Source organism: Paracoccus sp. P2 (genome assembly GCF_046335115.1).
In the GTDB taxonomy this organism is placed as follows: domain Bacteria; phylum Pseudomonadota; class Alphaproteobacteria; order Rhodobacterales; family Rhodobacteraceae; genus Paracoccus; species Paracoccus pantotrophus.
This window is the reverse complement of record NZ_JBGOSN010000016.1, coordinates 14,587-40,927: the sequence shown is the minus strand read 5'-3', so window position 1 is coordinate 40,927 and position 26,341 is coordinate 14,587. Positions and strand designations below refer to the sequence as shown.

General features: G+C 69.6%; 22 protein-coding genes and 1 pseudogene. 11 read left to right on the top strand and 12 right to left on the bottom strand.

The features are described 5' to 3' along the window. Position 1: 1 nt before the first annotated feature. Genes urtC through urtE form a run of 3 tightly spaced genes read left to right on the top strand, consistent with a single transcriptional unit; the run spans position 2 to position 2,682 of the window. Positions 2-1,237: an urea ABC transporter permease subunit UrtC gene (urtC, locus tag ACDP63_RS12035; protein WP_147427496.1), complete on the top strand. Its 1,236-nt coding sequence runs from the start codon at positions 2-4 to the stop codon at positions 1,235-1,237. Beyond that, positions 1,234-1,974, top strand: coding sequence for an urea ABC transporter ATP-binding protein UrtD (gene urtD, locus ACDP63_RS12030; RefSeq protein ID WP_147427495.1), 741 nt, complete (start codon positions 1,234-1,236; stop codon positions 1,972-1,974). Before urtC ends, urtD begins: the two co-directional genes overlap by 4 nt. 3 nt (positions 1,975-1,977) lie before the next feature. Then, entirely contained in the window at positions 1,978-2,682 is a 705-nt protein-coding gene (gene urtE / locus ACDP63_RS12025) for an urea ABC transporter ATP-binding subunit UrtE (protein WP_147427494.1), read from the top strand. Between the two features lie 132 nt (positions 2,683-2,814). On the opposite strand, the gene ACDP63_RS12020 is transcribed toward urtE, so the two are convergent. After that, the gene (locus tag ACDP63_RS12020; RefSeq protein ID WP_024844195.1) at positions 2,815-4,221 is read right to left on the bottom strand and encodes a sensor histidine kinase; all 1,407 of its coding nucleotides are present in this window, start codon (positions 4,219-4,221) and stop codon (positions 2,815-2,817) included. Further along, a complete protein-coding gene (locus ACDP63_RS12015) occupies positions 4,214-4,918 on the bottom strand; it encodes a response regulator transcription factor (RefSeq protein WP_024844196.1) in 705 nt (234 codons plus the stop codon). Before ACDP63_RS12015 ends, ACDP63_RS12020 begins: the two co-directional genes overlap by 8 nt. A 170-nt stretch (positions 4,919-5,088) precedes the next feature. Here ACDP63_RS12015 and ACDP63_RS12010 point away from each other — a divergent pair, with 170 nt between their 5' ends. The 5 genes and pseudogenes from ACDP63_RS12010 to ACDP63_RS11990 all read left to right on the top strand — a co-directional run. Beyond that, entirely contained in the window at positions 5,089-6,330 is a 1,242-nt protein-coding gene (locus ACDP63_RS12010; protein WP_024844197.1) for an ABC transporter substrate-binding protein, read from the top strand. Between the two features lie 66 nt (positions 6,331-6,396). Then, positions 6,397-7,269: a carbohydrate ABC transporter permease gene (locus tag ACDP63_RS12005; protein WP_024844198.1), complete on the top strand. Its 873-nt coding sequence runs from the start codon at positions 6,397-6,399 to the stop codon at positions 7,267-7,269. Positions 7,270-7,273: 4 nt separating this feature from the next. After that, entirely contained in the window at positions 7,274-8,113 is an 840-nt protein-coding gene (locus ACDP63_RS12000) for a carbohydrate ABC transporter permease (protein ID WP_024844199.1), read from the top strand. A 3-nt stretch (positions 8,114-8,116) separates the two neighbouring features. Continuing rightward, entirely contained in the window at positions 8,117-9,223 is a 1,107-nt protein-coding gene (locus ACDP63_RS11995) for an ABC transporter ATP-binding protein (RefSeq protein ID WP_024844200.1), read from the top strand. 10 nt (positions 9,224-9,233) lie between these two features. Then, positions 9,234-9,407, top strand: a pseudogene (locus tag ACDP63_RS11990) (M20 peptidase family dipeptidase); the annotation flags it as partial. A 184-nt stretch (positions 9,408-9,591) separates the two neighbouring features. Here ACDP63_RS11990 and ACDP63_RS11985 read toward each other — a convergent pair. The 3 genes from ACDP63_RS11985 to ACDP63_RS11975 are packed head-to-tail and all read right to left on the bottom strand — an operon-like array spanning position 9,592 to position 13,922. Then, positions 9,592-11,118 carry a malonate--CoA ligase gene (locus ACDP63_RS11985; RefSeq protein ID WP_024844201.1) on the bottom strand — a complete coding sequence of 509 codons (1,527 nt, stop codon included), beginning with the start codon at positions 11,116-11,118 and terminating at the stop codon, positions 9,592-9,594. A gap of 16 nt (positions 11,119-11,134) precedes the next feature. After that, positions 11,135-12,505, bottom strand: coding sequence for a malonyl-CoA decarboxylase (locus ACDP63_RS11980; RefSeq protein WP_024844202.1), 1,371 nt, complete (start codon positions 12,503-12,505; stop codon positions 11,135-11,137). Between the two features lie 34 nt (positions 12,506-12,539). Then, the gene (locus ACDP63_RS11975) at positions 12,540-13,922 is read right to left on the bottom strand and encodes an SLC13 family permease (protein WP_024844203.1); all 1,383 of its coding nucleotides are present in this window, start codon (positions 13,920-13,922) and stop codon (positions 12,540-12,542) included. 192 nt (positions 13,923-14,114) lie between these two features. Between ACDP63_RS11975 and ACDP63_RS11970 the strand changes: the two genes are divergently transcribed. Beyond that, entirely contained in the window at positions 14,115-14,774 is a 660-nt protein-coding gene (locus ACDP63_RS11970; RefSeq protein WP_024844204.1) for a GntR family transcriptional regulator, read from the top strand. 494 nt (positions 14,775-15,268) lie between these two features. Here the strand turns inward: ACDP63_RS11970 and ACDP63_RS11965 are convergent, their stop codons facing one another. Together ACDP63_RS11965 and ACDP63_RS11960 are read right to left on the bottom strand one after the other, a co-directional pair. Further along, a complete protein-coding gene (locus ACDP63_RS11965; RefSeq protein ID WP_074990556.1) occupies positions 15,269-17,806 on the bottom strand; it encodes an ABC transporter permease in 2,538 nt (845 codons plus the stop codon). Positions 17,807-17,891: 85 nt separating this feature from the next. Next, positions 17,892-18,590 carry an ABC transporter ATP-binding protein gene (locus ACDP63_RS11960; RefSeq protein WP_024844206.1) on the bottom strand — a complete coding sequence of 233 codons (699 nt, stop codon included), beginning with the start codon at positions 18,588-18,590 and terminating at the stop codon, positions 17,892-17,894. A gap of 76 nt (positions 18,591-18,666) precedes the next feature. On the opposite strand from ACDP63_RS11960, the gene ACDP63_RS11955 reads away from it, so the two are divergent. Then, positions 18,667-19,305 (top strand): arylesterase, encoded by a 639-nt coding sequence (locus tag ACDP63_RS11955; protein WP_244314560.1) that lies wholly within the window; start codon positions 18,667-18,669, stop codon positions 19,303-19,305. Between the two features lie 546 nt (positions 19,306-19,851). Here ACDP63_RS11955 and ACDP63_RS11950 read toward each other — a convergent pair. Together ACDP63_RS11950 and ACDP63_RS11945 are read right to left on the bottom strand one after the other, a co-directional pair. Beyond that, positions 19,852-20,931, bottom strand: a complete 1,080-nt coding sequence (locus tag ACDP63_RS11950; RefSeq protein WP_409928086.1) for a PLP-dependent cysteine synthase family protein — start codon at positions 20,929-20,931, stop codon at positions 19,852-19,854. A 194-nt stretch (positions 20,932-21,125) separates the two neighbouring features. Beyond that, positions 21,126-21,815, bottom strand: a complete 690-nt coding sequence (locus ACDP63_RS11945) for a Crp/Fnr family transcriptional regulator (protein WP_024844209.1) — start codon at positions 21,813-21,815, stop codon at positions 21,126-21,128. Between the two features lie 122 nt (positions 21,816-21,937). Between ACDP63_RS11945 and ACDP63_RS11940 the strand changes: the two genes are divergently transcribed. Further along, the gene (locus ACDP63_RS11940; protein WP_024844210.1) at positions 21,938-23,014 is read left to right on the top strand and encodes a hypothetical protein; all 1,077 of its coding nucleotides are present in this window, start codon (positions 21,938-21,940) and stop codon (positions 23,012-23,014) included. A 173-nt stretch (positions 23,015-23,187) separates the two neighbouring features. On the opposite strand, the gene ACDP63_RS11935 is transcribed toward ACDP63_RS11940, so the two are convergent. The 3 genes from ACDP63_RS11935 to ACDP63_RS11925 form a co-directional block, all read right to left on the bottom strand. After that, the gene (locus ACDP63_RS11935) at positions 23,188-23,733 is read right to left on the bottom strand and encodes a hypothetical protein (RefSeq protein WP_024844211.1); all 546 of its coding nucleotides are present in this window, start codon (positions 23,731-23,733) and stop codon (positions 23,188-23,190) included. 71 nt (positions 23,734-23,804) lie between these two features. Continuing rightward, a complete protein-coding gene (locus ACDP63_RS11930; protein ID WP_231486692.1) occupies positions 23,805-25,154 on the bottom strand; it encodes a TfuA-like protein in 1,350 nt (449 codons plus the stop codon). After that, a complete protein-coding gene (locus ACDP63_RS11925; RefSeq protein WP_024844212.1) occupies positions 25,151-26,317 on the bottom strand; it encodes a YcaO-like family protein in 1,167 nt (388 codons plus the stop codon). The genes ACDP63_RS11930 and ACDP63_RS11925 overlap by 4 nt, the downstream gene beginning before the upstream one ends. Positions 26,318-26,341: the final 24 nt, after the last annotated feature.

Here is a 26,341-nt window from a genome sequence, read left to right as displayed (position 1 = left end):
CATGACCCGGCAACCCTTCATCCTGCGCAACCCCTCGGTGCTGGCCGTCCTGGCGCTGCTGGCCGCCTTTACGCTTGCCGTGACGCTGATGAGCGCGGCCTATGGGTCGGGCGTCATCCCCACCTCGACCGTCAAGGTGCTGGGCAAGACGCTGTGCCTGGCGCTGGCCGCCCTGGCGATGGACCTGGTCTGGGGCTACCTGGGCATCCTCAGCCTGGGGCAGATGGCCTTCTTCGCGCTTGGCGGCTACATGATCGGGCAATGGCTGATGTATGCCCGCACCGAGGCCATCGTCGCCGCATCGCTTTCCGGCAACCCGATCCCGCCCACCGCGCAGGAATTGCGCGAGGCGGTGGCCAACCAGATCTTCGGCGTCGTCGGCTCGGCGGACCTGCCGCTGGTCTGGACCCTGGCCCATTCGCTGACGGCGCAGCTGGTCCTGGTGGTCGCGGTGCCGGGGCTGCTGGCGCTGGTCTTCGGTTGGCTGGCGTTCCGGTCGCGGGTCAACGGCGTCTACCTGTCGATCCTGACGCAGGCGATGACGCTGGCGCTGGCCCTGTGGCTGTTCCAGAACGACAGCGGCTTTCGCGGCAACAACGGGCTGTCGGGATTGCAGAACATCCCCGGCCTCGATGGCGTGTCGCAGGCGCGGCTCTCGGTCTGGTTCCTCTGGGCCTCGGCCGCCGCGCTGGCGTTGTTCTACCTCCTGGCCGCATGGGTGGTCGGCGGCAAGTTCGGCAGCGTCATCCGCGCCATCCGCGACGACGAGACCCGCGTGCGCTTCCTGGGCTATCCGGTCGAGGGCTTCAAGCTGGCAGTCTTTACCCTGGCTGCGATGATCACCGCCATCGCCGGCGCGCTCTATTACCCGCAGGCCGGCATCATCAACCCGGCGGAGCTGATGCCCATCGCCTCGATCTACCTGGCGGTCTGGGTGGCGATCGGCGGGCGCGGCCGGCTTTACGGCGCCATGATCGGCGCCATCGTGGTCTCGCTGCTGTCCAGCTGGTTCACCGGCGGCCGCGCGCCCGACCTGAACCTGCCGGGCTATACGGTCAAATGGGTGGACTGGTGGCAGGTGGCGCTTGGCCTTTCCTTCGTGCTGGTGACGCTTTTCGCCCCCAAGGGCATCGCGGGGATCGTCGACCGGCTGGCTGGCATCCTGCCGCCGCGCCGCCACGGCCGCGCCCTTGGCCCCGATCAGGGCGCATTGCAGGAACAGGAGGCCAAGGCATGACCGCGCTTCTTGAAGTGGACGGGATCTCGGTCAGCTTCGACGGGTTCCGGGCGATCAACAACCTGTCTTTCAGCATCGGCGCGGCGGAACTGCGCGCGGTGATCGGCCCCAACGGCGCGGGCAAGACCACCTTCATGGACATCGTGACCGGCAAGACCCGGCCCGATTCCGGCGATGTGAAATTCGGCGAAAGCTCGCGCTCGCTGCTGCGGATGAACGAGGCGCAGATTGCGCGGGCCGGCATCGGCCGCAAGTTCCAGCGGCCCACCGTCTTCGAGGACCAAAGCGTCGCCGCCAACCTGACCATGGCGCTGAAGGCGCACCGCGGCCCCTTTGCGGTGCTGTTCTGGAAGCCCTCGGCCGCGTCGCGCGCGCAGGTGGCGGAACTGGCGGCCGAGGTCGGGCTGGCCGAGCACATCCACCGCAAGGCGGGCGAATTGAGCCACGGCCAGAAGCAATGGCTGGAGATCGGCATGCTGCTGGCCTCGGCCCCGCGCCTGCTGCTGGTGGACGAGCCGGCGGCCGGCATGACCCTGGCCGAGCGCGAGCAGACCACGGCGCTGCTGGTGCGGCTGGCCAAGACCCGCGCCGTGGTGGTGGTCGAGCACGACATGGACTTCGTGCGCCGGCTGGATTGCAAGGTGACGGTGCTGCACCAGGGCTCGGTGCTGGCCGAGGGCAGCCTGGACCATGTGACCCGCAATCCCGACGTGATCGAAGTCTATCTGGGGCGCTGAGACATGCTGGAAGCCAGGAACCTGACCCTTCACTATGGCGGCAGCCAGATCCTTCACGGCATCGACATCGACGCCCGGCCCGGTCGCGTGACCTGCGTGATGGGCAATAACGGCGTGGGCAAGACCTCGCTGCTGAGCCTGCTGGCCGGACGGCACCCCCGCTCGGGCGGCACGATCCGCCTTGACGGGCGCGAACTGGGCCGGGTGACGGCGCAGCAGATGGCGCGGCTGGGCGTGGGCTATGTCCCGCAGGGCCGGGCGATCTTTCCGATGCTGACCGTGCGCGAGAACATGGAGACGGGTTTCGCCTGTCTGCCCCGCAACCAGCGCCGCATCCCGGACGAGATCGTCGACAGCTTTCCCGTGCTGGCCGAGATGGCGCATCGGCGCGGCGGCGACCTGTCGGGCGGCCAGCAGCAACAGCTGGCTATCGCCCGCGCGCTGATCACCCGGCCGCGCGTCCTGCTGCTGGACGAGCCGACCGAGGGCATCCAGCCCAACATCATCGCCCAGATCGGCCGGGTGATCGCCGCGCTTCGCGAGCGGGGCGACATGGCCATCGTGCTGGTCGAGCAATATTTCGACTTCGCGTGGGATCTGGGCGACGACTTCCTGGTGCTGGAACGCGGCAGGCCGGTGGCCCAGGGATCGAAGGCCGATCTGCGGCGCGAGGATCTGCATGCGCGGCTGGCAGGCCACGCGGCATGATGGCTCCAACCCCTGCCGGGTCAAGAAATCGGGCACGCGAAGCCGGCCAGCCCGGTGAAGCGTATTTCCCCGGTTCCGGGCCGGTCCTGGCCGGCAAGCGCGGGTGGCGGGCAGGGTTTCGGCCGGGTCCGCTCAGGCCCACCGGCGGCACAGGACCAGTTTCGCCGCAAGCCCCTGTTCGGCCTGGAAGAACTCCAGCCGCCCGCCATGCTGCGCGGCGATGGTCGAGACGATGGCCAGCCCCAGCCCCATGCCCGAGGCCGCGCCGGCATTGCCGCCGCGCTGGAAGGCGCCGGTCAGCCGCGCCAGGTCTTCGCCGGTCAGCACCGATCCGCGATCGGTGACGGTGATCCACGCGTCATCCGCATCGCCATCCACCATCACCGCGGCCTCGCGGCCGTATTTCAGCGCATTGTCGATCAGGTTCGACAGCGCGCGGCGCAGCGAGGTGGGCTGGCCGCGCATCAGGATCGCGTGGGCCTCGACCGGCTGGCGCGCCTGCGCGCGCGAAAACAGCGTGCCCGCGCGGGCGGCCCGGATCGGCGCGGGGATCAGCCGCACCGGCATGCCCACGTCCTGATAATCGGCCACCACCGCCTCGGCCAGCGAGGTCAGCGAAAGCTGCCGGAACGGCTCGGCCCCGATCTCGGCGCGGGTATAGGTCAGCACGCCGTCGATCATCGTCGTCATCTCGTCGATGTCGCGCTCGAGCTTGCTGCGCAGGGCGTCATCCTCGATCAGCGCGCTGCGCAGCCGCAGGCGCGTGGCGGGGGTGCCCAGATCATGGCTGACCCCCGACAGGACCAGCGCGCGGTTTTCCAGCGCGGCGCGGTCCTGCGCGACATAGGCGTTCACCGCCTCGGCGGTCTGGCGCAACTCCTCGACGCCCCCCACCGGCAGGGCGGCATTGCGCGCCCGGTGATCGCGCAGCGCCGCGGCGAAGCTGGAAAAGGCGCCCGACACCTCGGCCACCCAGCCCAGCAGCAGAAGCAGCGCGCCCCCCAGCACCGACCCCGCCAGCAATCGCCGGTCCGGGGGCGCGGCGTCGCAGCCCCAGATCGCGGCGCCCTGGATATGCAGCCACGGGCCGGTGTCGGATTGCACGAACAGCCGGGGCGTGCTGCAAAACCGCGCCAGCGTGCGCGTGACCGAGGCCAGCCCCGCCGCCTGGCTGCCGCCGCCATAGCTGCGCACCTCGGCCACCGGATATTGGATGTCGGGCGATTGCACCCGGATCGACAGCCGCGCGCCGCGCGACAGGTCGGGGCGCCCGCCGCCGGTCAGGGTCAGCAGCGTCTCGTGCCAGCCGGCGGGCAGGGTGGGCGCGGCCCCCTGCTGCACCAGCGTCACGCCTTCGGGCAGGGCGCTGCCGTTTTCCAGCGAATCATGCAGCGCCAGCCCGGCGATATAGGCGCGGTCCAGATGCGTCTTCCATGCCGCCTGGCTGGCCATCCACAGCCAGACCCCACCGCCGCCGGCCGCCATCGCCAGCACCACCCAGAGACTGGCCAGCCAGCGCAGGCTGAGGCGGCTAGGCATCGTCGCGGCTGACCTCGGCCGCCAGCACATAGCCGGTGCCGCGTTCGGTGCGGATCAGCGCCGGGTCGGTCTTGTGGCGCAGCCGGCCCACCAGCATGTCGATGGCCCGGCCCCCGGCGGCCTCGTCATGCTCCAGCGCCGCGGCGATTTCCTCGCGCGTCAGCGGGATCAGCGGATTGGCCAGAAACACGCGCAGCAGCGCGGTCTCGCGCGAGGACAGCGAAACCTGCCACCCGCCCGGCGCCGTCACCTCGTCGCGGCGCGCGTCATAGCGCCAGCCCTGAAAGCGCAGGATCGCGTCGCGGCGGCGATGGCTCAGGCTGGGCGCGCGGCGGGCGCGGCGCAGCACGGCGCGGATGCGGGCCAGCAGCAGGTCCGGGTTGAAGGGCTTGGCGATGTAGTCGTCCGCGCCGACCTCGTAGCCGGCCATGCGCTGATGATCCGCCGACAACGCCGAGACCATGATGATCGGCACATCCTGCGCCGCGCGGATCTCGGCGCAGATCTGCACCCCGTCATCCTTGCCCAGCGACACGTCCAGCAGGATCAGGTCGACCCGGCCCGTCCGCAGCGCCTCCAATGCGCCGGCGCGGCTGTCGGCGCGGCTGACATGGAAGCCCTGCCGTTGCAGATAGGCGGCCAACATCGCCGCCATCTCGGCATCGTCCTCGACCAGAAGCAGGCGGTGCAGGCTCATGTCTTCCTCCCTGCCCTCGGCATATCACTTCGTAACAGTTTGTAACATAAAGGTGCGAAATCCGCCCGGCGCATGGCCGTGTTGCGTTGCGCGAATGGCAGCGGCTTTGGCATGATCCTTTCACGGCGCGGTCCCTGCAAGGTCCGCGCGATCAAGATCTGGGAGGATCCATGACCATGAAACCCCTTCTGGCGGCGTCGACCGCCGTGATGCTGGCCGGGCCGGTTCTGGCCGAGCCGCAGGCCGAAGTGCTGCACTGGTGGACCTCGGGCGGCGAAGCGCGTTCCGTCGCGGTGCTGCAAGAGCAGTTCGCGGCCGAGGGCGGCACCTGGACCGACATGCCCGTGGCGGGCGGGGGCGGCGACGCGGCGATGACCGCGCTGCGCGCCCGCGTGCTGTCGGGCAATGCGCCGACCGCCGTGCAGCTGAAAGGCCCCGCCATCCAGGAATGGTACGAGGAGACCGGGCTGGCCGATATCGGCGCGGTCGCCGAGGAAAACGGCTGGGAGGCCGTCCTGCCCGCGCGCATCGCCGAGCACATGCAATGCGAAGGCCACTGGTGCGCCGCGCCGGTGAACGTCCATCGCGTGAACTGGATCTGGGGCAACAAGCAGATCCTGGACGAACATGGCATCGCCATGCCGACCACGTGGGAGGAGTTCAACGCCGCTGCCGAGGCGCTGAAAGCGGCGGGCGTGACGCCCCTGGCCCATGGCGGGCAGAACTGGCAGGATGCGACGGTGTTCGAGACCGTCGTGCTGGGCCTGGGCGGGCCGGAATTCTACCAGCAGGCGCTGGTCGACCTGGATCCCGAGGCGCTGACCTCGGACACCATGAAGCAGGTCTTCGACCAGATGCGGGTGATCCGCGGCTATGTGGACGACAATTTCTCGGGGCGCGACTGGAACCTTGCGACCGCGATGGTGATGAACGGCGAGGCCGCCTTCCAGATCATGGGCGACTGGGCCAAGGGCGAGTTCCTGGCCGCCGGCAAGCAGCCGGGCGTGGATTTCGTCTGCGCCGAAACGCCCGGCGGCGGCTTCCTGTACAATGTCGACAGCTTCGCCTTCTTCAATGTCGATGGCGATGACCGCCAGCAGGGGCAGGCGCTGCTGGCCCGGCTGATCATGGGTGAGGATTTCCAGAAGACCTTCAACCTCAACAAGGGCTCGATTCCCGCGCGTACCGACGTGCCGCTGGACGAGTTCGACGATTGCGCCCGGCAATCGGCCGAGGCGATGAAGGCGGGCGCCGAAGACGGCTCCTTGCTGCCCTCCTATGCGCATGGCATGGCGCTGCGCGGCGGGCCCGCCGGGGCGATCACCGACGTGGTGACGGCGCATTTCAACAGCGACATGACCTCGGACGAGGCCGTGGAGCAGCTGGCCAACGCCGTCGCGAGCGCGATGTAAGGCCGACGGCCCCGTCCCCGGCAGCAGGTCCGGGGACGGGGTTTCCTTTCTGGGGGAAATCGGGAAATGGAATGGCTTGAACGCAACGTGCCCAAGCTGGTCTTGGCGCCGTCCTTCGTAGCGATTCTGGTGTTCGTCTATGGCTTCATCGCCTGGACCGCCTGGATCAGCCTGACACGCTCGCGCCTGATGCCACGCTATGAATTCGAGGGGATCGGGCAATACGAGCGCCTGTTCGCCGCGCCGCGCTGGGACGTGGCGATGCACAACCTCTTCGTCTTTGGCGGCTTGTTCATCGTGATCTCGATGGTGATCGGGCTGATGCTGGCGATCTTTCTGGACCAGAGGATCCGCGCCGAGGGCGTGTTGCGCACCGTCTACCTCTACCCGATGGCGCTGTCGCTGATCGTGACGGGAACGGCGTGGAAATGGATCCTGAACCCCGGCCTGGGCATTCAGGCCACCGTGCGGGGCTGGGGGTTCGAGAATTTCACCTTCGACTGGCTGATCCGGCCCGAGATGGCGATCTATACCATCGTGCTGGCCGCCGTCTGGCAGGCCTCGGGCTTCGTGATGGCGCTGTTCCTGGCCGGGCTGCGCTCGGTCGATACCGAGATCATCCGCGCCGCGCAGGTCGACGGCATCCCGACGCACCGCATCTATTCCGCGATCATCATCCCGACCATGGCGCCGATCTTCCTGTCGGCCTTCATCGTGCTGGCGCATCTGGCGATCAAGGCCTTCGACCTGGTGATCGCGCTGACCAATGGCGGCCCCGGCTACGCGACCGACCTGCCCGCGACCTATATGTATGCGATGGCCTTCTCGCGCGGCGATCTGGGCCAGGCGGCGGCCAGCGCGATGGTCATGATGATGGTGATCTTCGCCATCGTCGTTCCCTATCTCTACAGCGAATTGAGGCCCCGCCGTGACCAGTAACACCATGCTGCGCTGGGGCCTTTACGCGGTCCTGGTCCTGTTCGCGCTGTTCTACCTGATGCCGCTGTTCGTGATGCTGACCACATCGCTGAAAAGCCTCGAGGAAATCCGCACCGGCAGCCTCTTGTCGCTGCCGCGCGAACTGACCTTCGCCCCCTGGGCCGAGGCCTGGTCCAGCGCCTGCGCGGGCACGCAATGCCAGGGTCTGCGGCCTTTCTTCTGGAACTCGGTGCTGATGGCGGTGCCCGCGGTGGCGATCTCGACCGTCGTCGGTGCGCTGAACGGCTATGTCTTCGCGCAATGGCGCTTCCGGGGCGCGAACCTGTTCTTCGCGGCGATCCTGTTCGGCTGCTTCATCCCGTTTCAGGTCGTGCTGCTGCCGATGGCGCAGATGCTGGGGCTGATGGGCATCGCGGGGACGATTCCGGGGCTGATCTTCGTCCATGTGATCTATGGGATCGGCTTCACCACGCTGTTCTTCCGCAATTACTACGTCACCATCCCGCTGGAACTGGTGCGCGCGGCCAAGGTGGACGGGGCGGGCTTTTTTCGGATCTTCTTCGCGATCTTCCTGCCGCTGTCGCTGCCGATCATCACCGTCTCGGTCATCTGGCAGTTCACGCAGATCTGGAACGACTTCCTGTTCGGCGTCAGCTTCAGCGGGCCGGGCAGCCAGCCGGTCACGGTCGCGCTGAACAACATCGTCAACTCCACAACCGGCGTGAAAGCCTACAACGTGGACATGGCCGCCGCGATCATCGCCGCCGCGCCCACGTTGCTGGTCTATGTGATCGCCGGGAAATACTTCATCCGCGGCCTGACCGCCGGCAGCGTGAAAGGGTAAGCCATGCCGATCCTCGAAATCGACCATCTGCAGAAAGCCTATGGCGAAACGCATATCCTGCACGACATCAATATCAGCATGGAGCCGGGCGATTTCCTGGTCCTGGTCGGCCCCTCGGGCTGCGGCAAGTCGACCCTGCTGAACTGCATCGCCGGGCTGGAGCCGATCACCGGCGGCACCATCCGCATCGGCGGGGGCGACGTGACCGGCGTGTCGCCCAAGGACCGCGACATCGCCATGGTGTTCCAGTCCTACGCGCTTTACCCGACGATGAGCGTGGCCAGGAACATCACCTTCGGGATGCAGGTGCGCGGCGTGGACAAGGCGACGCAGGCCGCCAAGCTGGCCGAGGTCGCCCGGCAATTGCAGATCGAGCCGCTTTTGGCCCGCAAGCCCGGCCAGCTGTCCGGAGGGCAGCGCCAGCGGGTGGCGATGGGCCGGGCGCTGGTGCGCGACCCCAAGCTGTTCCTGTTCGATGAGCCGCTGTCGAATCTGGACGCCAAGCTGCGCGTCTCGATGCGGACCGAGATCAAGAAGCTGCACCAGGATCTGAACGCCAGCATCGTCTATGTCACCCATGACCAGATCGAGGCGATGACGCTGGCCACCAAGATCGTCGTGATGAAAGGCGGCGTGATCCAGCAGATCGGCACCCCGGCGGAAATCTACAACCGCCCGGCCAATATGTTCGTGGCCGATTTCATGGGCAGCCCGGCGATGAACCTGATCCCGGCGCAGGTGCGTTCCGAGGGTGGCCAGACCCGCATCGAGATCGCGCGCGAGGGCGCGGCGCCGCTGGTCATCACCGACCCGGTGGCCCGCGAGCTTCCGTCCCAGATCGTCCTGGGCGTCCGCCCCGAGGATATCCACGAGGCCACCGGCAGCGCCCATCTGCCGAGGCTGGCACAGGGCGCGGGCGGCGACGTGATGATCGAGATCGTCGAGCCTGCGGGCGCGGATACCTTTGCCGTCACCCATCTGGGCGGCAAGCCGGTCACGGCGCGGCTGCGCGCGGAAAGCGCGGTCCGGGCGCGGGCGCTGTTTCCGCTGGCCTTCGACCTTTCGAAAGTGTCCTATTTCTCGCCCGAGAGCGGAGAGCGGTTGAACTAGGCCAAGGACGATCGCGCTGCCCCGGCGCCTTTCTGCCGGCCGGGCCGAGGATGCGTCCCTGCCGACCGTTCTGATCTATGGTCACGGCGAGGTGGTGACCGGCGTGCCGGAAAAATGGCCCGCCGGCCTGCCGCCGTTCCGGATGACCGAGCGCGACGGGTGCTGGCATGGCCGCGGCACCGCCGACACCAAGGGCCGGCACTCGGTGAATTTCACCGCGCGCAAGGTGGTCCTTGCCGTCAACGGCAAGCTGGGCTTCGACCTGAAAGGCCTGATGTTCCTTACCCCAAGATCGTTCATCCGCGCCGACAGGAAGATGCGCCCGGCGACCGCAAGCCGCGCCCCGCCCTGTCGGCGCGAGCCGGCCCTCAACGCTCCGCCGCCCCGTCGTAAAGCCCGGCGAAACGGTCGCGCAGCAGGTTCTTCTGCACCTTGCCCATGGTGTTGCGCGGCAGCTCGTCCACGAACAGCACGCGCTTGGGCTGCTTGAACTTCGCCAGCCGTCCCTCCAGCGGGGCCAGCACATCGGCCTCGGTCAGGGCGGGGCTGCCGGTCGGGACCACCACCGCCGTCACGCCCTCGCCGAAATCGCGATGCGGCAGGCCGATGACGGCGGATTCGACCACGCCGGGCAGCGCGTCGATCTCGGTCTCGATCTCCTTGGGATAGACGTTGTAGCCGCCGGTGATGATCAGATCCTTGCCGCGGCCGACGATGTGCAGATAGCCGCGCTCGTCGAATTTCCCCAGGTCGCCGGTGATGAAGAAGCCGTTGTCGCGCAGTTCGGCGGCGGTCTTTTCCGGCATGCGCCAATAGCCCTTGAACACGTTCGGGCCGCGCACCTCGATCATGCCGATCTCGCCCCGCGGCAGTTCGGCGCCGGTCTCGGGGTCGGTCACGACGATCTCGGTGCCGGGCAGCGGCAGGCCGACGGTGCCGGCGATGCGCTCGCCGTCATAGGGGTTCGAGGCGTTCATGTTCGTCTCGGTCATGCCGTAGCGTTCCAGGATCGCATGGCCGGTGCGGGCCTGCCATTCGCGATGCGTCTCGGCCAGCAGCGGCGCCGAACCCGAGACGAACAGCCGCATGGTCGCGGTGGTTTCGGCGTTCAGCATGTCGTCCTGAAGCAGGCGGACGTAGAAGGTCGGCACGCCCATCAGCACGGTGGCGCGGGCCATCGCCTCGAAGATCCGGTCGACGTCGAATTTCGGCAGGAAGATCATCGAGGCGCCCGAGAACAGCACCACGTTGGTGGCGACGAACAGGCCGTGGGTGTGAAAGATCGGCAGGGCGTGGATCAGCACGTCCTGCGCGGTAAAGCGCCAGGCCTCGCGCAGCACCTGGGCATTCGAGACCAGATTGCCATGGGTCAGCATCGCGCCCTTGGAGCGGCCGGTGGTGCCCGAGGTGTAAAGCAGCGCGGCCAGGTCGCCGCTGTCGCGGGCCACGGTGGCAAAGGTTTCGGGGGCGGCATCGGCGGCGTCGGTCAGGCTGCCCCGCCCCTCGGCATCCAGCGTGACCATGCGGGCGCCGGCGGCCTCGGTGGGCGCGCGCAGCGCCTCTTGCCGGGCGGGGTCGCAGACAAAGACCCGCGGCTCGGCATCGCCCAGGAAATAGCCGATCTCGGCGGGGGTATAGCCGGTGTTCAGCGGCAGGAACACCGCGCCTGCCCGCAGGGTGGCGAGATAGAGGATGATCGCCTGCACCGATTTCTCGACCTGCACCGCCACCCGGTCGCCGGGCTGGACGCCAAAGGCCGCCAGCGCATTGGCCATGCGGCCGCTGCGGGCGATCAGGTCGGCGTAGCGGATGCGCTCGCCGGCCTGCGTCTCGATGGCCACGGCCTCGGGGTCGGTGATGCCGGCGGCGAGAAGGTCGAACAGATTGTCACTCATGCGTTGTCCCCGTGATTCATGGGTTGGAGGCCGGCAGCGCGCGCTTGACGCTGTCCGATGCGGCGATGGCGCTGCGTTCGGCGAAGGCTTCGTGGTTCGCCTCGATCCGGTCGAGATCGTAGAGATAGTTCACCATCAGCCCATGCGACTGCTTCAGCCCGTTGGCCGAGACATCGCCCAAAAAGTTCAGCCGTTCCAGCCGGGCGCCGTTGCCCAGGTGGAAGCGCGCCACCGGATCGACGATGCGGCCCTTGCCGTCGCGGGCGCGCAGGAAATAGGCCGCGGCGGCGGCCAGAAGCGGCGGGCGCAGGCTTTCGGCCTTGGCCGGATCCTTGTGCCAGCCGGGATCGTCCAGCAGGGCGAAGGCCAGGCGCTGGTCGGCGTCGATCAGTTCCGACATCGCGTCCTTGCACTGCCCGGCCAGCCAGGCGGCAAAGCCCGGCACCGGCGACAGCGTGACGAAGCTGCGGATGTTGGGCAGTTCCGCCTTGAGTTCCTCGACCACCTGCTTGATCAGGAAATTGCCGAAGGACACCCCGGCCAGCCCGCGCTGGGTGTTCGAGATGGAATAGAACACCGCGGTGCTGGCGCGCTCCGCTTCGATCGGCTGGCGGTCGAGGTCGAGCAGCCCGGCGACATTGTCCGGGATCTCCTTGGTCAGCGCCACCTCGACGAAGATCAGCGGCTCATCCACCAGCTGCGGGTGAAAGAAGCCGTAGCAGCGCCTATCGGTCGGCTGCAGGCGGTTGCGCAGGTCGTCCCAGTTCTGGATGGCATGCACCGCCTCGTAGCGGATGATCTTTTCCAGGATGCTGGCGGGTGTGTTCCAGTCGATATGACGCAGCACGAGAAACCCCCTGTTGAACCAGGACGCGAAGAGATGCGCGAAATCGCCGTCCACCCGGCGCAGCGCGGGGTTGCCCTTCAGATGGCGCAGCAGCTCCTCGCGCATCCGCACCAGCGCCGCCGTGCCGCCGGGCGCCAGGTTCAGGCGGCGGAACAGCTCCTGCCGGCGCGGCTCGGCGGCGTCGTGCAGCGCCTCGATGGCCCGCCCGTCCTCGGGGTCGCGCTGCACCGCCTCCAGCGCCGCGCGGACCGCCGCCGGATCGGGACCGAAACGGTCGGCAAGGTTTTGCAGGAAGGCCAGCCGCGTCGCCTCATCGGCATCCTCGAAGGCGGCGAGCAGACCCTGGGCGATGGCCACCCCCGAGGCCTCGCCCCGCCGCGACAGCAGCGCCTCGCCCAGCTCGCACAGGTCGGGCGCCTCGGGGGCGGTGCCGGCGCCGCGCCGCCCCAAAAGGCGGCGGCCGCGCTCTGTCAGCACCTCGAACAGCTCGCCCAGAAAGGCCGGGCGTCCGGGGCGCGGGGTCTCGACGGTCTTGATCATTTCGGGCCTCCGAAAAGCGGGTGGCCTGCCGGGATCACCCCGGCAGCACGACGAAGATCAGCCACAGCACGACCGGGGCGACCAGCGTCACCAGCGCGCCATAGCTCAGCAGTCTGCGGAAAAACACCTGGCGGTCCACCCCGCGCGCATTGGCCAGAACCAGGGCGCCGTTGGTCGAGAAGGGGCTGACATCGACGATGGTCGAGGCGACGGCCATGCCGGCGATGAAGCCGATGGCGCCGACGCCGGTATCGCCCTGCAGGAAGGGCACCGCCAGCGGGATCAGCGAGCCCAGCACCGCCGTGGACGAGGCGAAGGCCGAGACCACGGCGCCGATCAGGAACAGCATCAGCGCCGCCAGCAAGGGCGAGGCCATGCCCGCCACGCTGTCGCCGACGAAATCGATGGTGCCCATGTGCTCCAGCACCGCGACATAGGTGGAAACCCCGGTGATCAGCATGATCTCGGGCCAGGCGACCTGGGCCATGGCGCGCCTCTGCATGGTCGGATCCCACAGCGCCAGGGCCAGGCCGATGGTCAGCGAGACGAAGCCGATGTCGAGATTGAAGGCCAGCACCAGCACCGCCAGCAACGCCAGCCCGGCCAGCGTCACGATCTGATAGAGCGTGCCGTCGGGCTGGTCGCCCTCCTCGACCTCGGCGACGAGACGGTTCGATTCCCCGCCTCCCTCCTCGCCGATGCGGCGGCTCAGCGCCTCGGCCTCGCTGTCGCCGAAGATCTGCGGGCCGGTGGCGGGGCGGGCAATCTCGACATGCGGCACCGCGACCGGCTCGATCCGGTCCTGCCGCGCCTGCATCAGCTTGCGCCCGCCCAGCATCATGAACAGCAAAAGCGCCACCGCCGCGTTGACGAAGAAGCTGGCGGCAAAGGTGGTCATGGGCGACAACGGCAGCCCGGCCTTGGCCACCACGCCATTGGTGATGCCGCCATAGATGCTGATCGGCGAAAAGCCCCCGGCCTGGGCGCCATGCACCACCATCAGGCCCATCAGCAGCGGCGAGATCTGGTAGCGGAAGGCAAAGCCCAGCGCGATGGGCGCCACGATGGCGACGGCGCCGGGGCTGACTGCACCCACCGCGGTCAGGACGGCCGAGATGCCGAACATGATCCACGGGATCGCGCCGATGCGGCCCTTGACGGCGCGCACGGCCATGCGCACCAGCCAGTCGATGGTGCCATTGTTCTGCGCCAGCGCGAACAGCCAGGTGATGCCGACCAGCGTCAGGAACAGGCCGCTGGGAAAGCCGGCGATGATTTCCTTGGCGGCCTGCCCGGCCAGCAGGGTGCCGACCAGGAAGGCGCCGACATAGGCCAGCACGCCCATGTTGATTGGCCAGATGGTGGCGACGACGAACATCGCCGCCAGCGCGTAGATCGAAAACAGATGCGGGGTCATGCGCGGCTCCTCTCCATGCAAACCTCCTTGCGCCGGCGAACCGGCGGCCGATTCCCGCGCCCTCCTCCGGCGCGCGAATCCTCACCGGGCTGTTATACGTTTCTTGTTGCTTGTTGTATATATCAAATCCGAAGATGGATAAATGCCGGGAAACTGCTTATCTTTCGGGCAAGGAGCAGAAGGAGGCTTTCCATGGCGACGATCCCCAACACGCTGCGCATCCGCAACGCGCTGGAAAACGCCATCGTGGAAGGCAAGTATCCGCCCGGCGCCCGGCTGGATCCCGAGGCGCTGGAGCGGGAGTTCGAGGTTTCGCGCACCCCGATCCGCGAGGCGCTGCACCAGCTCGAGGCCTCGGGCCTGGTCCGGGTGGTGCCCAAGCGCGGCACTTTCGTCACCGAATGGAGCGCCAGCGAACTGGCCGAACGCTTCGAGGTCATGGCCGAGATCGAGGCGACCTGCGGCCGACTGGCCGCCCGCCGCATCACCGAGGCGGAACTGGCCGATTTCGAGGCCGTTCACGAGATCTGCCGCCGACTGGCCGAGGCCGGCGAGGTCGAGGCCTATTATGCCCGCAATTCGGATTTCCACCATTGCATCTATCGTGCGACCCATAATGCCTTTCTGGCGCAGGAGGCGGCGCGGCTGCATGCCATGCTGCAACCCTATCGCCGCATGCAGCTCAAGGTGCGCAACCGGATGATGCGGTCCTTCGCCGAACATGACGCGGTGGTGGCGCGCATCCGAGCCGGCGACGGCGAGGGCGCGGCCAAGGCGCTGCGCAACCATGTGATCGTGCAGGGCGACCGCTTCCACGACCTGATCGCGGCCTTGCGGCAAGGGCGGGGCTGAACGGGCGGGCACCGGTCATCGGAAAACCCCACCGGCGGATCGCCGCGACGCGACGGGATAATGGGTCATGGACCGCCCGGCGGGCTGGTTGCCCATATCGGGGCGAAGGCGACCGGGCGGCCGCGATCACCGGCCGGACAGTGGACCTTGCGGGCCCGCCACCGTGCGAACGGCCGACCGCTGCCAGCCGCCCTCCCTTTGCCAAGCCGGCCGCCGGGCGGCGTGCTTTCCCATGCGCCGCCCCTGGCGCTGCGATCTTCTCGAACAGGCGCTGGCAGATGCGGTGCGGCAACCCGCGATTGCAGCGATCATGGGGCGTGACCGGCAGTCCCCAGGCTGCCGGAACATCGCGCCGGCGGCGCCCGGTCCGGGGGATATGCGGAATGCCGGAAATCGCTGCCCGGTCATCGACTTGCGACATGCCCGCCGCGGCAAGAACCCGCAGACATGGAGCATTTGTCGCGAACCACCAGCAAGACATGCCGGCTCTCGGCCTAGCCGTCCTGGATCCGCAGCACGCGCGCCGGGCGCACCGACAGCGGCCGCAGCGCAAAGGCGATGCCGGCCAGCATGACGGCCGCCACCCCGCCCAGCACGATCGCCACCGCCGAGACCGGCTCGAACACGTAGCGCGCCTCCATCACGAAGGTGATCACCGCCCAGCCCGCGAGCCCTCCGGCAAGGATCGCCACAAGGCCCGCCGCAGCCCCCATCAGCGCCGAGCGCAGCGCGAAGGAGGCAAGGATGCGTCCCCGCGTCGCGCCCAGCGTGCGCAGGACCGCCGCCTCGAAGACCCGCGCCCGCTCGCCCGCCGCGGCGGCGCCGATCAGCACCATGAACCCGGTCACGAGCGTCGCCCCCGCCGCCCATGCCGCTGCCGAGGCAATGGCGCCGAGCGCGTCGGTCACGCGGTCCACCGCGTCGCGCACCCGGATCGCGGTCACGTTCGGGAAGGCGCGCGCCAGGTCACGCAGGATGCGGCCCTCGGCCTCGGTCCCGGCATAGACCGTGGCGATATGGGTATGGGGCGCGCCGCTGAGCGCGTTCGGGCTCATCGACATGACGAAGCCGAGGCCGCCGGTCGAGAAATCGACCGCGCGGAAGCTGGTGATCCGGGCCTCGATGTCGCGGCCCAGGATGTTCACCGTGATCCGGTCGCCAAGCGCCAGCCCCAGCTCCGCGGCCTCCTCGGCCCCGAACGAGACCTGCGGCGGACCGTCGTAGCCCTGGGGCCACCAGGTGCCGGCTGTGACCGTGGTGCCCTCGGGCGGCGTTTCGGAATAGGTGACGCCGCGATCGCCACGCAGCACCCAGTGGTCGCCCGCGACCTCGGCGGCGGGCCGGCCGTTGATGCGGGTCAGGATGCCGCGCAGCATCGGCGCGCTTTCCACCCGCTCCACGCCGGGATCGGCGTCCAGCCGGGCGTTGAACGCCGCCATCTGGTCGTTCTGGATGTCGAGGAAGAAATAGGCCGGCGCGCGGGCGGGCAGGTCGCGGTCGATGGCGGCGCGCAGGTTGGCCTCGATCTGCCCCACGCTGGCCAGCACCGCAAGCCCCAGGCCCAGCGAGAGAATGACCGAGGTGGTTTCCTGCCCCGGCCCGCCGATGGCCGATAGCGCCAGCCGCAGCGCCGGCCGCCCGCGCAGGGCGGGCCGGCGCGCCAGGAACCGCGCCGCGCGGCGCACCAGCAGGGCCGACAGGACCAGCACGCCCAAGGCCGCCACGATGCCGAACGCCGCCCCCAGCGCCAGCCGCGGCACGCCGGAAAACAGCACCGCACCGCCGATCAGCACCGCGGCAAGCATGGCGGACACCGCCCACCATATTGGCCGGGGCCAGCCTTGCGCCGCACCCGCCGCCTCGCGGTAAAGCGCCGCCGCCCTAATGCGCGCGGTGCGCGCCAGCGGCCAGAGCGTGAAGAGCAGCGCGGTCGCGATGCCGTAGAACGCCGCCTCGGCCAGCGGCGCGGGCCAGGGCGCAAAGACCGCCGGCACCGGCAGCAGGCGCGCGATCATCGGCGCAAGCGCCAGCGGGACGGCCGCGCCAAGGACCAGCCCCGCGCCGACCCCCAGGGCGGTCAGCGCCGCGATCTGGAACAGATAGGTCAGGAACACCACCCTTTGGTCGGCGCCCAGGGTGCGCAGCGTGGCGATGGTGGCCGTCTTGCCCGCCAGATAGGCGCGGATCGCCGCCGAGACGCCGACCCCGCCCACCGCCAGGCCGGCCAGCCCCACGATCACCAGGAAGGCCCCGATCCGGTCCACGAAGCGTTCGATCCCCGGCGCGGCGCGGCGGCTGTCGCGCCAGCGCAGGCCGGTATCGGGAAAGGCGGCCATCGCCTCTTGCCGCAGGGCGGACAGATCGGTGCCCGGCGGCAAGAGCAGGCGGTATTGCGTGTCAAACAGCGTGCCCGGCCCGATCAGCCCCGAATCCGCCAGCGCCGGGCTGGCGACCAGCGTGCGCGGGCCAAGGCCGAAACCGCCCGAGGCGCTGTCGGGCTCGGCCATCAGCACCGCTGCCAGGCGAAAGGATTGCAGGCCCAGCCGGAAGGTGTCGCCGATGCCAAGGCCCAGCCGGTCGACCAGTACCCGGTCCATCACCGCGCCGGGCAAGCCGTCCCTGCCGGCCAGCGCCTGATCGAGCGGCATCGGCGGGTCAAGCTCGACCGTGCCGACCAGCGGATAGGCACCGTCCACGGCCTTCACCTGGGTCAGGCCATGCTCGGCCGCGTCGCCCTCGCCGGCGACGGCCATCGAGCGGAAATCGATCACCTCGGAGATGCGCAGCGCCACGCGGTCCATGAAGGCGCGCTCGGCCTCGGAGGCATGGCGATAGGTGAACTGCATCTGCGCATCGCCGCCCAGCAGAACCCTGCCCTGCTCGGCCAGCCCCGCCTGGATCGAGGCGCGCACGATGCCCACCGCCGCGATGGCCGCGACGCCCAGGATCAGGCAGGCCAGGAAGATGCGAAAGCCGCGCAATCCGCCGCGCAGCTCGCGCCGGGCAAGGCGCAGGGCCGTGCGGGCGCTCATGGCCGGACCGCGCGGGCGGCGGCGGTTTGCGCGGGGCCTCGGCCGCGAGCCGGCATCCGCGCCGGGCGGCAAGGGGATGCGGCCGTCATTCCGCCGCCCTCTGCCCTGCCGCCTCGCCCTCGATCCGGCCGTCGGCCAGATGCACCACCCGGTCGCAGCGCGCCGCGAGTTCGGGCGCATGGGTGACAAGGATCAGCGTCGCGCCGTGCCGGTCGCGCAGCCCGAACAGCAGGTCCATGATCGCCCTGCCGTTCTTGCCGTCCAGGTTGCCGGTCGGCTCGTCGGCCAACAGGATCGCGGGCCGCGTCACCGCGGCGCGGGCCAGGGCCACGCGCTGCTGCTCGCCCCCCGACAACTGCGCGGGATAATGCCCGGCGCGCTTTTCCAGCCCCACGGCAGCCAGTTCGGCGGCCGCGCGTTCGAAAGCGTCCCGCGCGCCCATCAGTTCCAGCGGCACGGCGACGTTTTCCAGCGCCGTCATCGTCGGGATGAGGTGGAAGGACTGGAAGACCACGCCCATATTCCCCCTGCGGAACCGGGCAAGCGCATCTTCGCCCAGGGCCGTCAGATCGCAACCCAGCGCCCGGACGCTGCCCCCCGTGGCCCGTTCGAGCCCGCCCATGAGCATGAGGAGAGAGGACTTGCCCGAACCGGACGGACCCACCAGCCCCAATGTCTCGCCCCGCGCCACGTCCAGGGTGATGCCTCTCAGGATGTCCACCGGCCCGGCGTTTCCCATCAACGTGAGCCGCGCTTCGCGCAGCGAAACCACCGGCTCCGTCATCGCCCGTCCTTCACCTGACCGTCCTGCCTGGGGATATGGGGCCGGGCGGGATTTCCGCAACCGCATGATGGCTACGATGTCCGCGGTTTTCATCGGCCTGGCCATGCTGGCGCTGCCGGCGGCGGCAGGGCCGCTGCAGCTGGTGGCCCTGGGCGACAGCCTGACGCAGGGCTACGGCCTGCCGCCGGACCAGGGCTTCGTGCCGCAGCTGGAGGCCTGGCTGCGGGCCGAGGGGCGCGAGGTGACGGTGCTGAACGCCGGGGTCTCGGGCGACACCACCGCGGGCGGGCGGGCACGGGTCGGCTGGGCGCTGGCCGACGGGGCGGATGCGATGATCCTGGCCCTGGGCGGCAACGACCTTTTGCGCGGCATCCTGCCCGAGGTCAGCCGCGCCAATCTGGACGCCATCCTGGCCGAGGCGGCCGCGCAGGAGGTGCCGGTGCTGCTGGTGGGCATGGAGGCGCCGGGCAATTACGGCCCCGAATACCGCAGGGCCTTCGATGCCATCTACCCGGAGCTTGCACGGGCGCATGATGTGCCGCTGGCGGGCAGCTTCCTTGCGCCGCTGCTGGAAGGCACGGGCGATCCCGCGGGTCTGGGCGCCTATCTGCAACCCGACGGCCTGCATCCGAATGCCGAGGGCGTGGCGCGGATCGTCGAGGGCCTCGGCCCCGAGGTGCTGCGGTTCCTGGATGGTATCGAAGGGAAGGAATGACATCGGCGCAAGGGGTGCAGGGCAGGATCCGCACCGGCTTACCCGCCCGCGGAGGTTCCGGCATTGCCCCGGCGCCCTGCCCATGCGGACCACCAGCGCCGCGCCCAGATCCGCCTCCGAGATCCGGCGATCGCGCAAGGGGCGGCCCGTGGCCGGTCCTCGCCATGCATCCAGGTATCGGGAAAGGCGCCGATCCCGCCCTTTTGCAGCCGATTCATGCGCTCGGCGTTCGGGGCCGCCCCTTGCGGTCGCGTCCAGCCTGACCACACCGCGGCCGCAGCCCGGCATCGGTCCTCGCCGGAGGCGCAAGGGGCGCGGCAGGGCGGCCAGCCCTGCTGCCGCAGGCCGATCCCGGTCGCCCGGTTGCGGTCTGCATGCCTCTGGCGGAGGCGGGAAAACCCGCGGCCTCCTTCAGCCATCCGATCACCCGCAGCCGCGCCGGTCGGGGCCATCCGCAGCCGCCAGCAAATCGGCCAGCGCCCCGCTCAGCCCAAACGCGCGCCCTATCCTCGGGTTCCGGCATCCGGCGCGGCGCGGCCATGGCGCTCAGCCCATCCGGTAGCCGGGGGTGGATTCGGAAAGCGCGCGTTCCTCCTCGTCCATGTCCTCGGGGATATCCTGGAACAGCGGTGTGGAGAGATAGCGCTCGCCGGTATCGGGCAGCATGGCAAGGATCACCGTACCGGGCGCGGCCTTTTCGGCGATGCCCATGGCGGCGGCAAAGGTCGCGCCGCCCGAGATGCCGGTCAGGATCCCCTCGCGCGCGGCCAGCTTTTTCGCCCAGGCGATACCCTCCGCGCCGGGCACCGTGACCAGCTCGTCATAGCCGCCCTTGTCCAGCGCCTCCTGCAACACGAAGGGGATGAAATCCGGGGTCCAACCCTGGATCGGATGCGGCTCGAAGGCCGGATGGCTGACCGCCGGCGCGTCCGCCGCACCCCGCTCCTGCGCGATGCCGCTGGAGACCAGGGCGGCATTGGCCGGCTCGGCCAGCACGATCCTGGTCTCGGGCCGCTCCTTGCGCAGGACGCGGGCAAGGCCGGTCACGGTGCCGCCCGTGCCATAGCCCGTCACCACGCAGTCGAGCCTGCGCCCGGCGAAATCGCCCAGGATCTCGCGCGCCGTGGTCGCCTCGTGGATGTCGGCATTGGCCGCGGTCTCGAACTGGCGGGCCAGGAACCAGCCGTGTTCCCGCGCCAGTTCCACGGCCTTGTTGTACATTCCCGTGCCCTTATCGGCGCGGCGCGTCAGCACCACCTTGGCCCCCAGCAGCCGCATCAGCCGCCGCCGCTCGACCGAAAAGCTGTCGGCCATGGTGACGACCAGCGGATAGCCCTTTTGCGCGCAGACCATGGCCAGCCCGATGCCGGTGTTGCCGCTGGTCGCCTCGACCACCGTCTGCCCCGGCTGCAAGGCGCCCGAGCGTTCCGCCGCCTCGATGATGTTCAGCGCCAGCCGGTCCTTGACCGAGGCGGCGGGGTTGAAGAACTCCGCCTTGACGTAGAGATCCACCCCTTGGGGCGCCAGGTTGTTGACGCGGATCACCGGCGTGTCGCCCACCGTGTCCAGGATGCTGTCATAGAGCCGCCCGCGACCGGCGGTCGTCCTTGTGCCTTGCGTCGTCATGGTCCAATTCCCTTGGTTGCAGATGAAGCGGTGATGGTCCGCCGGCGATCGCGATGCCTGGTCGAACCATGAAGAACTCGTGCAGGATCCCCGCGGTGGGCTGGCGCATGATCGGCATCTTCGGCGACTTCAAGCCGGATGACCAGAAATTCGAGCGGCAGCAGGGCCGAGTTGGCGCATGCCGCGGCCGCGGATCAGCCGCCCTTGCCCGTCTCGTCCAGGATCAGGGCATCGGGCCGCAGGATGCGCAGGTATTTCCGCCCCGATTCGATGATGCCCGCGCGGCTGAGCTTGGCCAGCACGCGGCTGACCGCCTCGCGGTTGGCGCCGATCATGTTCGCCATCTCGGCATGGGTCGGCGGATCGGGCACGCGGCACCCCGGCTCAAGCCCGCCATGCTCCAGCGAGACGCGGAGCAGATAGGCGCGCAGCCGTTCCTCGACATCCAGCGAGGTCAGCTCGTGTACCCGTTCGGTCAGGTCGTGGATCCGCCGGACCAGCCCGCGCAGCACCGCCTGCCGGACGAGCGGCTGCGTATCCACCAGCCCGATCAGCAGCGGGCCGGGCATCTCCAGCAGGACGCAGGCCGTGCGCGCGTAAAGCGACAGCGAACGCGGCGTCCCCGACAGCACCGACAGCTCGCCGAAGGCGCTGCCGGAGGCGATCTCGCTATAGACGATCTCGCGCCCGCTCGGCGTCCATTGCACGGCCAGGACGCTTCCCGACAGGACAAAAAGCACGGAGCTGCCGGGATCGCCCCGTTCAAGGATCAGCTGGCCGCGGGCGACATGGCGGCGGCGCGAGCCGGCCTCGATTCCGGCCAGAACCTCGCCCGGCAGCCCGGCGAACCACGGCAACTCGGCCAAATCCAGAATCTTCTTCATCCTTTCCCCATACCATTCAATCGTTTACCTGCGCGGGGCCGGCTTTGTGCGCCCGCGCACAGAACCGCGGCGACGGCTGTGGCAGGATCCGGGTCAACTCCAGCAACCAAAGGGCGTGTTTCATGTCGAACAGACATTCCGCACCATGTATTGCCAAGGAACCGCTGGCCGCGGCCGCCGGCCTGCTGCGTCAACTGACCATGGCTGCCCTGCATGTGCAGGTGCGCGCCCGTTTTCAGGGCGATCCGCCGCAGATCGTCGCCAACCGGGCCGGGATCATGGCCCATGCGGCTGTCGATGGTCAGGCCAGCCTGCGCGCGATGTCGCATTATTGCCTCGAACAGTTGCTGCCGCGCGTCCAGTCGATGATGATTCAGGTCGAGGAGGCCGCCGAACGGGCCGCCGCGCTGGCCGAAACGTCGGCGGCCGATCTCGTGCCGCAGTTGAACGGCATCGCCGCCAATCTGGAGCAGGCGCGCGGGTCATTGCGCGGCCGCGCCCGTTCGCCGCACAACAGCGCCGGGATGATCCGGCTGAGCGAGCAGCGGCTCTGGGGCGCGCTGGCGGTCGAGCTGCAGCGGCTCGAAGGCGCCGATGGCCCGATGATCTGCGCCTGCGCCCGGATCGAGCCCGCCGCGTTCGAGCTTGCCGCGGCGATCGAGGCGTTCCTGGAACGGGGCGACGGCATCGCGCTGGCGCAACGCCACGACCTGGCGCAAATCCTGGTCCGGCTGGAAAACCAGGCGGCGGCGACCCTGCTGTCGCGTGACGAGATCGCCCGGCAGCTTGGCCCGATGGCCGGCCGCCTGCCGCAGCTGGTCGGGCTGCTGGCCGGGCTGTCCCAGGAATACCGGCCGCTGCGCGAGGCCGCGCCACAGATCGCCATGGCCCTGTCCATTGCGACCCAGACCGCCACCCAGTCCCGCGTGACCCAGCGGCTGGAACAGGCGATGCAGGATCTGTGCCGGCTGCTGGGCGGGCTTGTCACCGACTACCGGGCCCTGGCCCGATCCGCGCAGCGCCCGCGGGGCATCGCGGCCGCGCGGCAACTGATCGCCGCCGAGGCGCCGCTGTGGCACGCGGCGGCAAAGGTGCTTGCCGACCCGCCGGCCCTGGTTCCCGATACCCCGGCCGCTTGTTCCGTGGCCCGGATCGAGGGCCGTGCCGGCCTGCACGGCCAGGCAATGGTCAGGGCCTGACGGGTCCGGCCCAGCTTCCGTGGAAATTTCAGAGCATTTAACCATTTTCTCGTTCTAACGTATCTCTGAAAGAAGGGTCAGGATCATGCCGATCCTGACCCGCATTCCTTCGGATTGTCCAGCCGCCGCGGAACCGCGCGGGGGCGATGGGCGGGGGCCAGCCGGGGGCGGGGCTAATCCTTGCCGTCGCTGCCTGCGCTCATGCCCCGCACGCTCATCCCGTGCACGCTCATGCCGCGTTCCGGGCCACCGCGCGGATCCAACAGCAACTGCTCGAACATGCCCGAGCGCACGTCCAGGCGGATCGAGTAATCGGCCTTGTCATAGGACCAGACCATCAGGTCGTCGGGCTGGGGAAGGCCGCGCGCCCCCTCACCCGTCCCCTCGCCCATCGCCTCGGCCGGGGCGGCCTGCGGCGAGCGCAGCTGCGACATGACCTTCCCTGCATCCAGCCCCGGTCCGTGCACCAGAAACAGCGCCGGGCGCGGCATGACGTGATACAGCCCCTCGAAGGCAAAGCCGTAGATGCGGGCAAAATTCGCATCTTCGGCCTGCAACTGCCGCTCGAGCAGGCCGGGCGTGCCGCCGCGGGCGCGTGGGAACGGCCCATGCCGGGGATCGTCGTGCTTGCCATGCGCCGAGGGCGGGCGGATCTGCAAATCCTCGACCACGCGACCGAAAAGCAGCAGGTTCGAGGGGCTCAGCAAGGTCTCGGGCATCGCAACCTCCGCCGGGAAAGGGAATTTTCCACCGCCGCGCAGGGCTAGGCCTGCGGGCCCGGACCTTCAGACTACGGTGCCGGGCGGCCGCTGTCGATGGGTTTGTCGCTCGCGCCCGCATCGGGCGGCGGCTGCCCGTCTTTCAGCCACAGCGCATGGTCCCGCGCCAGCGCGGCTTGGAAATGCCCCATATCGCGAAAGCCGAGGCTGCGGGCGTAATGCTCCAGATCCTCGGGCAGGTCGCGGCCAAGACGGGTGCGGAAATACCAGGCCACCAGCAGCGGCGGCGGCGGCGGCGGCTCGGAATCCGCGCAGGCAAGGATGCGCTCGCGCAAGGCGGCATAGCCGCCGTCCAGCCGAAGCTGGTCCAGGATCGCCGGCCCCAGCGCCGCGTCGCGGTCCTGCGCCATCGCCTCGAGCGTCGCCAGCCGGGCCATCAGCCGGTCGAATCCCGCACGGTCCAGCCCGTTTTCCGCCGCCCAGCGGTCGATGTCCTGCCCGCGCAGCAAGCCGCGCGGCAGGCGAAACTCCAGCGCGGCCTGGGCGATGCGCTGCGGGTCCGGCCCGCATCGCTCGCGCCCGGCGGTCTCGGCGGCGAGGTGTTGCAGCAGGGCGGCGCGGCGCAGGTCCAGATAGGGCTCGCCCCGCAGGCGCAGCGCATCGAGCAGCAGCGCATCCGCCGCCCCGGTGTCCTGCTCATGCGCCGCAAGCCAGGGCGCATTGGCCCAGGCCTCGGTCCATTCAAAGGCGAAATCCGGCTCCGGGGGCGGTTCGCCGCGCGCGGCATGGGCCTGGATTTCGTGCAGCAGTTCCAGCGCATCCGCACGCTTCTGGTCGATGCGGCCGCCGGGCAGCCATGCCGCAAGGCGGTCGCGCATGGCGGGGGGCACCTGCGCCGCGGCCGCCAGGACGCCGGGCCAGTCGCGCTCTTTGTAGAACTGCGCCTTGGCGGTGGCCAGCAGATGCGCAGCACCCGCATCGTCGACGATGCCCGCCGCCAGCGCGGCGGCGACGGTGGCACGGATATTGACCATCGGCTCGCTCAGCGCGGCATGGCCGGTCTCTGCCGGTCCATGCAGCAGCGCCACCTCGTCGTCATCCGTCAGCCGGCCGTCGCGGAAATCCCGGAAGATGCGCCCGACGCCCCGCATTCCGAAAGGCGCAAGCTCGGCGGCGCGCAGGGCGCCCATGCTGGCGGCACCGAAGACGGCGATGCGCTGCGAGATCGCCCAGAGCACCTCCTTGTGCCAGACCGCGGGCACGCCGTCGAAACTGCCGTCGATCAGGCCGATCGCCAGGGGCCGCTGCCGCGCGGCGCGATAAAGATCGCCCTGCTGCGCGGGCGGCAGGAAGCGGATCTGCGGAAAGGCGGCGCGGTCGCGCGCGCGCAGCGAGGGGCCGGAAAAGACCACCACGCTCATGTCGCGGCCTGCCCGGCGGCGCGGGCGCGGGGGCCGGGCCGCCAGCCGGGGTGGTCATGGGGCGCCTCCAGCCCCGGAATCACCAGGCGGACGACCGGCAGGTCCAGGCCCGGCTTGCGCAGGTCCACGGCCACCGCCTCGTCGATGCCGACCGCCCGCAGGCGGGACAGCAGCCAGTCCAGGTCTTCGGCGAAATCCATCGAGACGAACTCTTTCACCGCCGCGAAATCCGTCTCGGGCCGGTGGCTGGCGCGCATCCCGGCGGCCCGCCGCGCCTTGCGGGACAGTTCCTGCGGGCTGTAGTCCTCCGGGCGCAGATCGTCCCGCGCGCCCGAGATATAGGTGCAGCGCACCTGCGCCGCCTCGGTCAGGGCGCGCAGCAGCGCGATGGCGCGCGCGGGATGCGCCCCGGCACCGATGCCGTGATGCGATCCCGGCTCGCGCCGGTCCGAGAGCAGGCAGAAGAAGGCCGGCACCGCCAGGTCGCTGGCCAGCTGCCAGACATGCACGTCGAAACCGGCCCCCTGCATCCGGTCCAGCACCGCACGGCAGGCGGGATCGTCGACGCTGCCGAGATCCAGCCCGGTCGCGGCGCGGCGTTCGGGCGCCAGCAGGTGCCACAGGGTCGCGGCGTCGCGCTCGACCAGTTCGCAGATGGCATGGCAGGTCGCCTCGATCATGGTATTGCCCGAAGCAAGGCCGTTGCTGCTGCAGGGAAAGCACCCGCTGCCGGGGGGCGGCGGCAGGGTATAGTTCGCCCGCACGCATTCGAAGGGCAGCCAGCACGCCCGGCCCGAGACGAGATCCCGCCCCTCGATCCACAGCATCGGCAGGTCGCGGTGGAACCGGTCCGAGACCCTGGCCAGCCGGTCCATGTCGATCATGGCGTGAGAATGGGCCAGCTCGTTCAGGCTGCCCAGCTTCAGCGGCGCCTCGACATGCTCGGCGTGGTAAAGCTCGGCCGCCTCCATCAGGCCCGAGGCGGTGGCGGCAGCCAGGTCCAGCCCCTTGCCCTGCGACACCGCCAGCGAGCGGGCGTTCGGCCGGCAGACCATCACCACCGGCACGCCGATCCGGTCCAGCCCGGTGACATCGGCAATGCGGGTGATGCCCATCCGTGCCATCAGCGGCCGGACCCGCGCCACGGTTTCGGCCGGTGCCACGCCGCGGTGGCAACCGCTGCGATA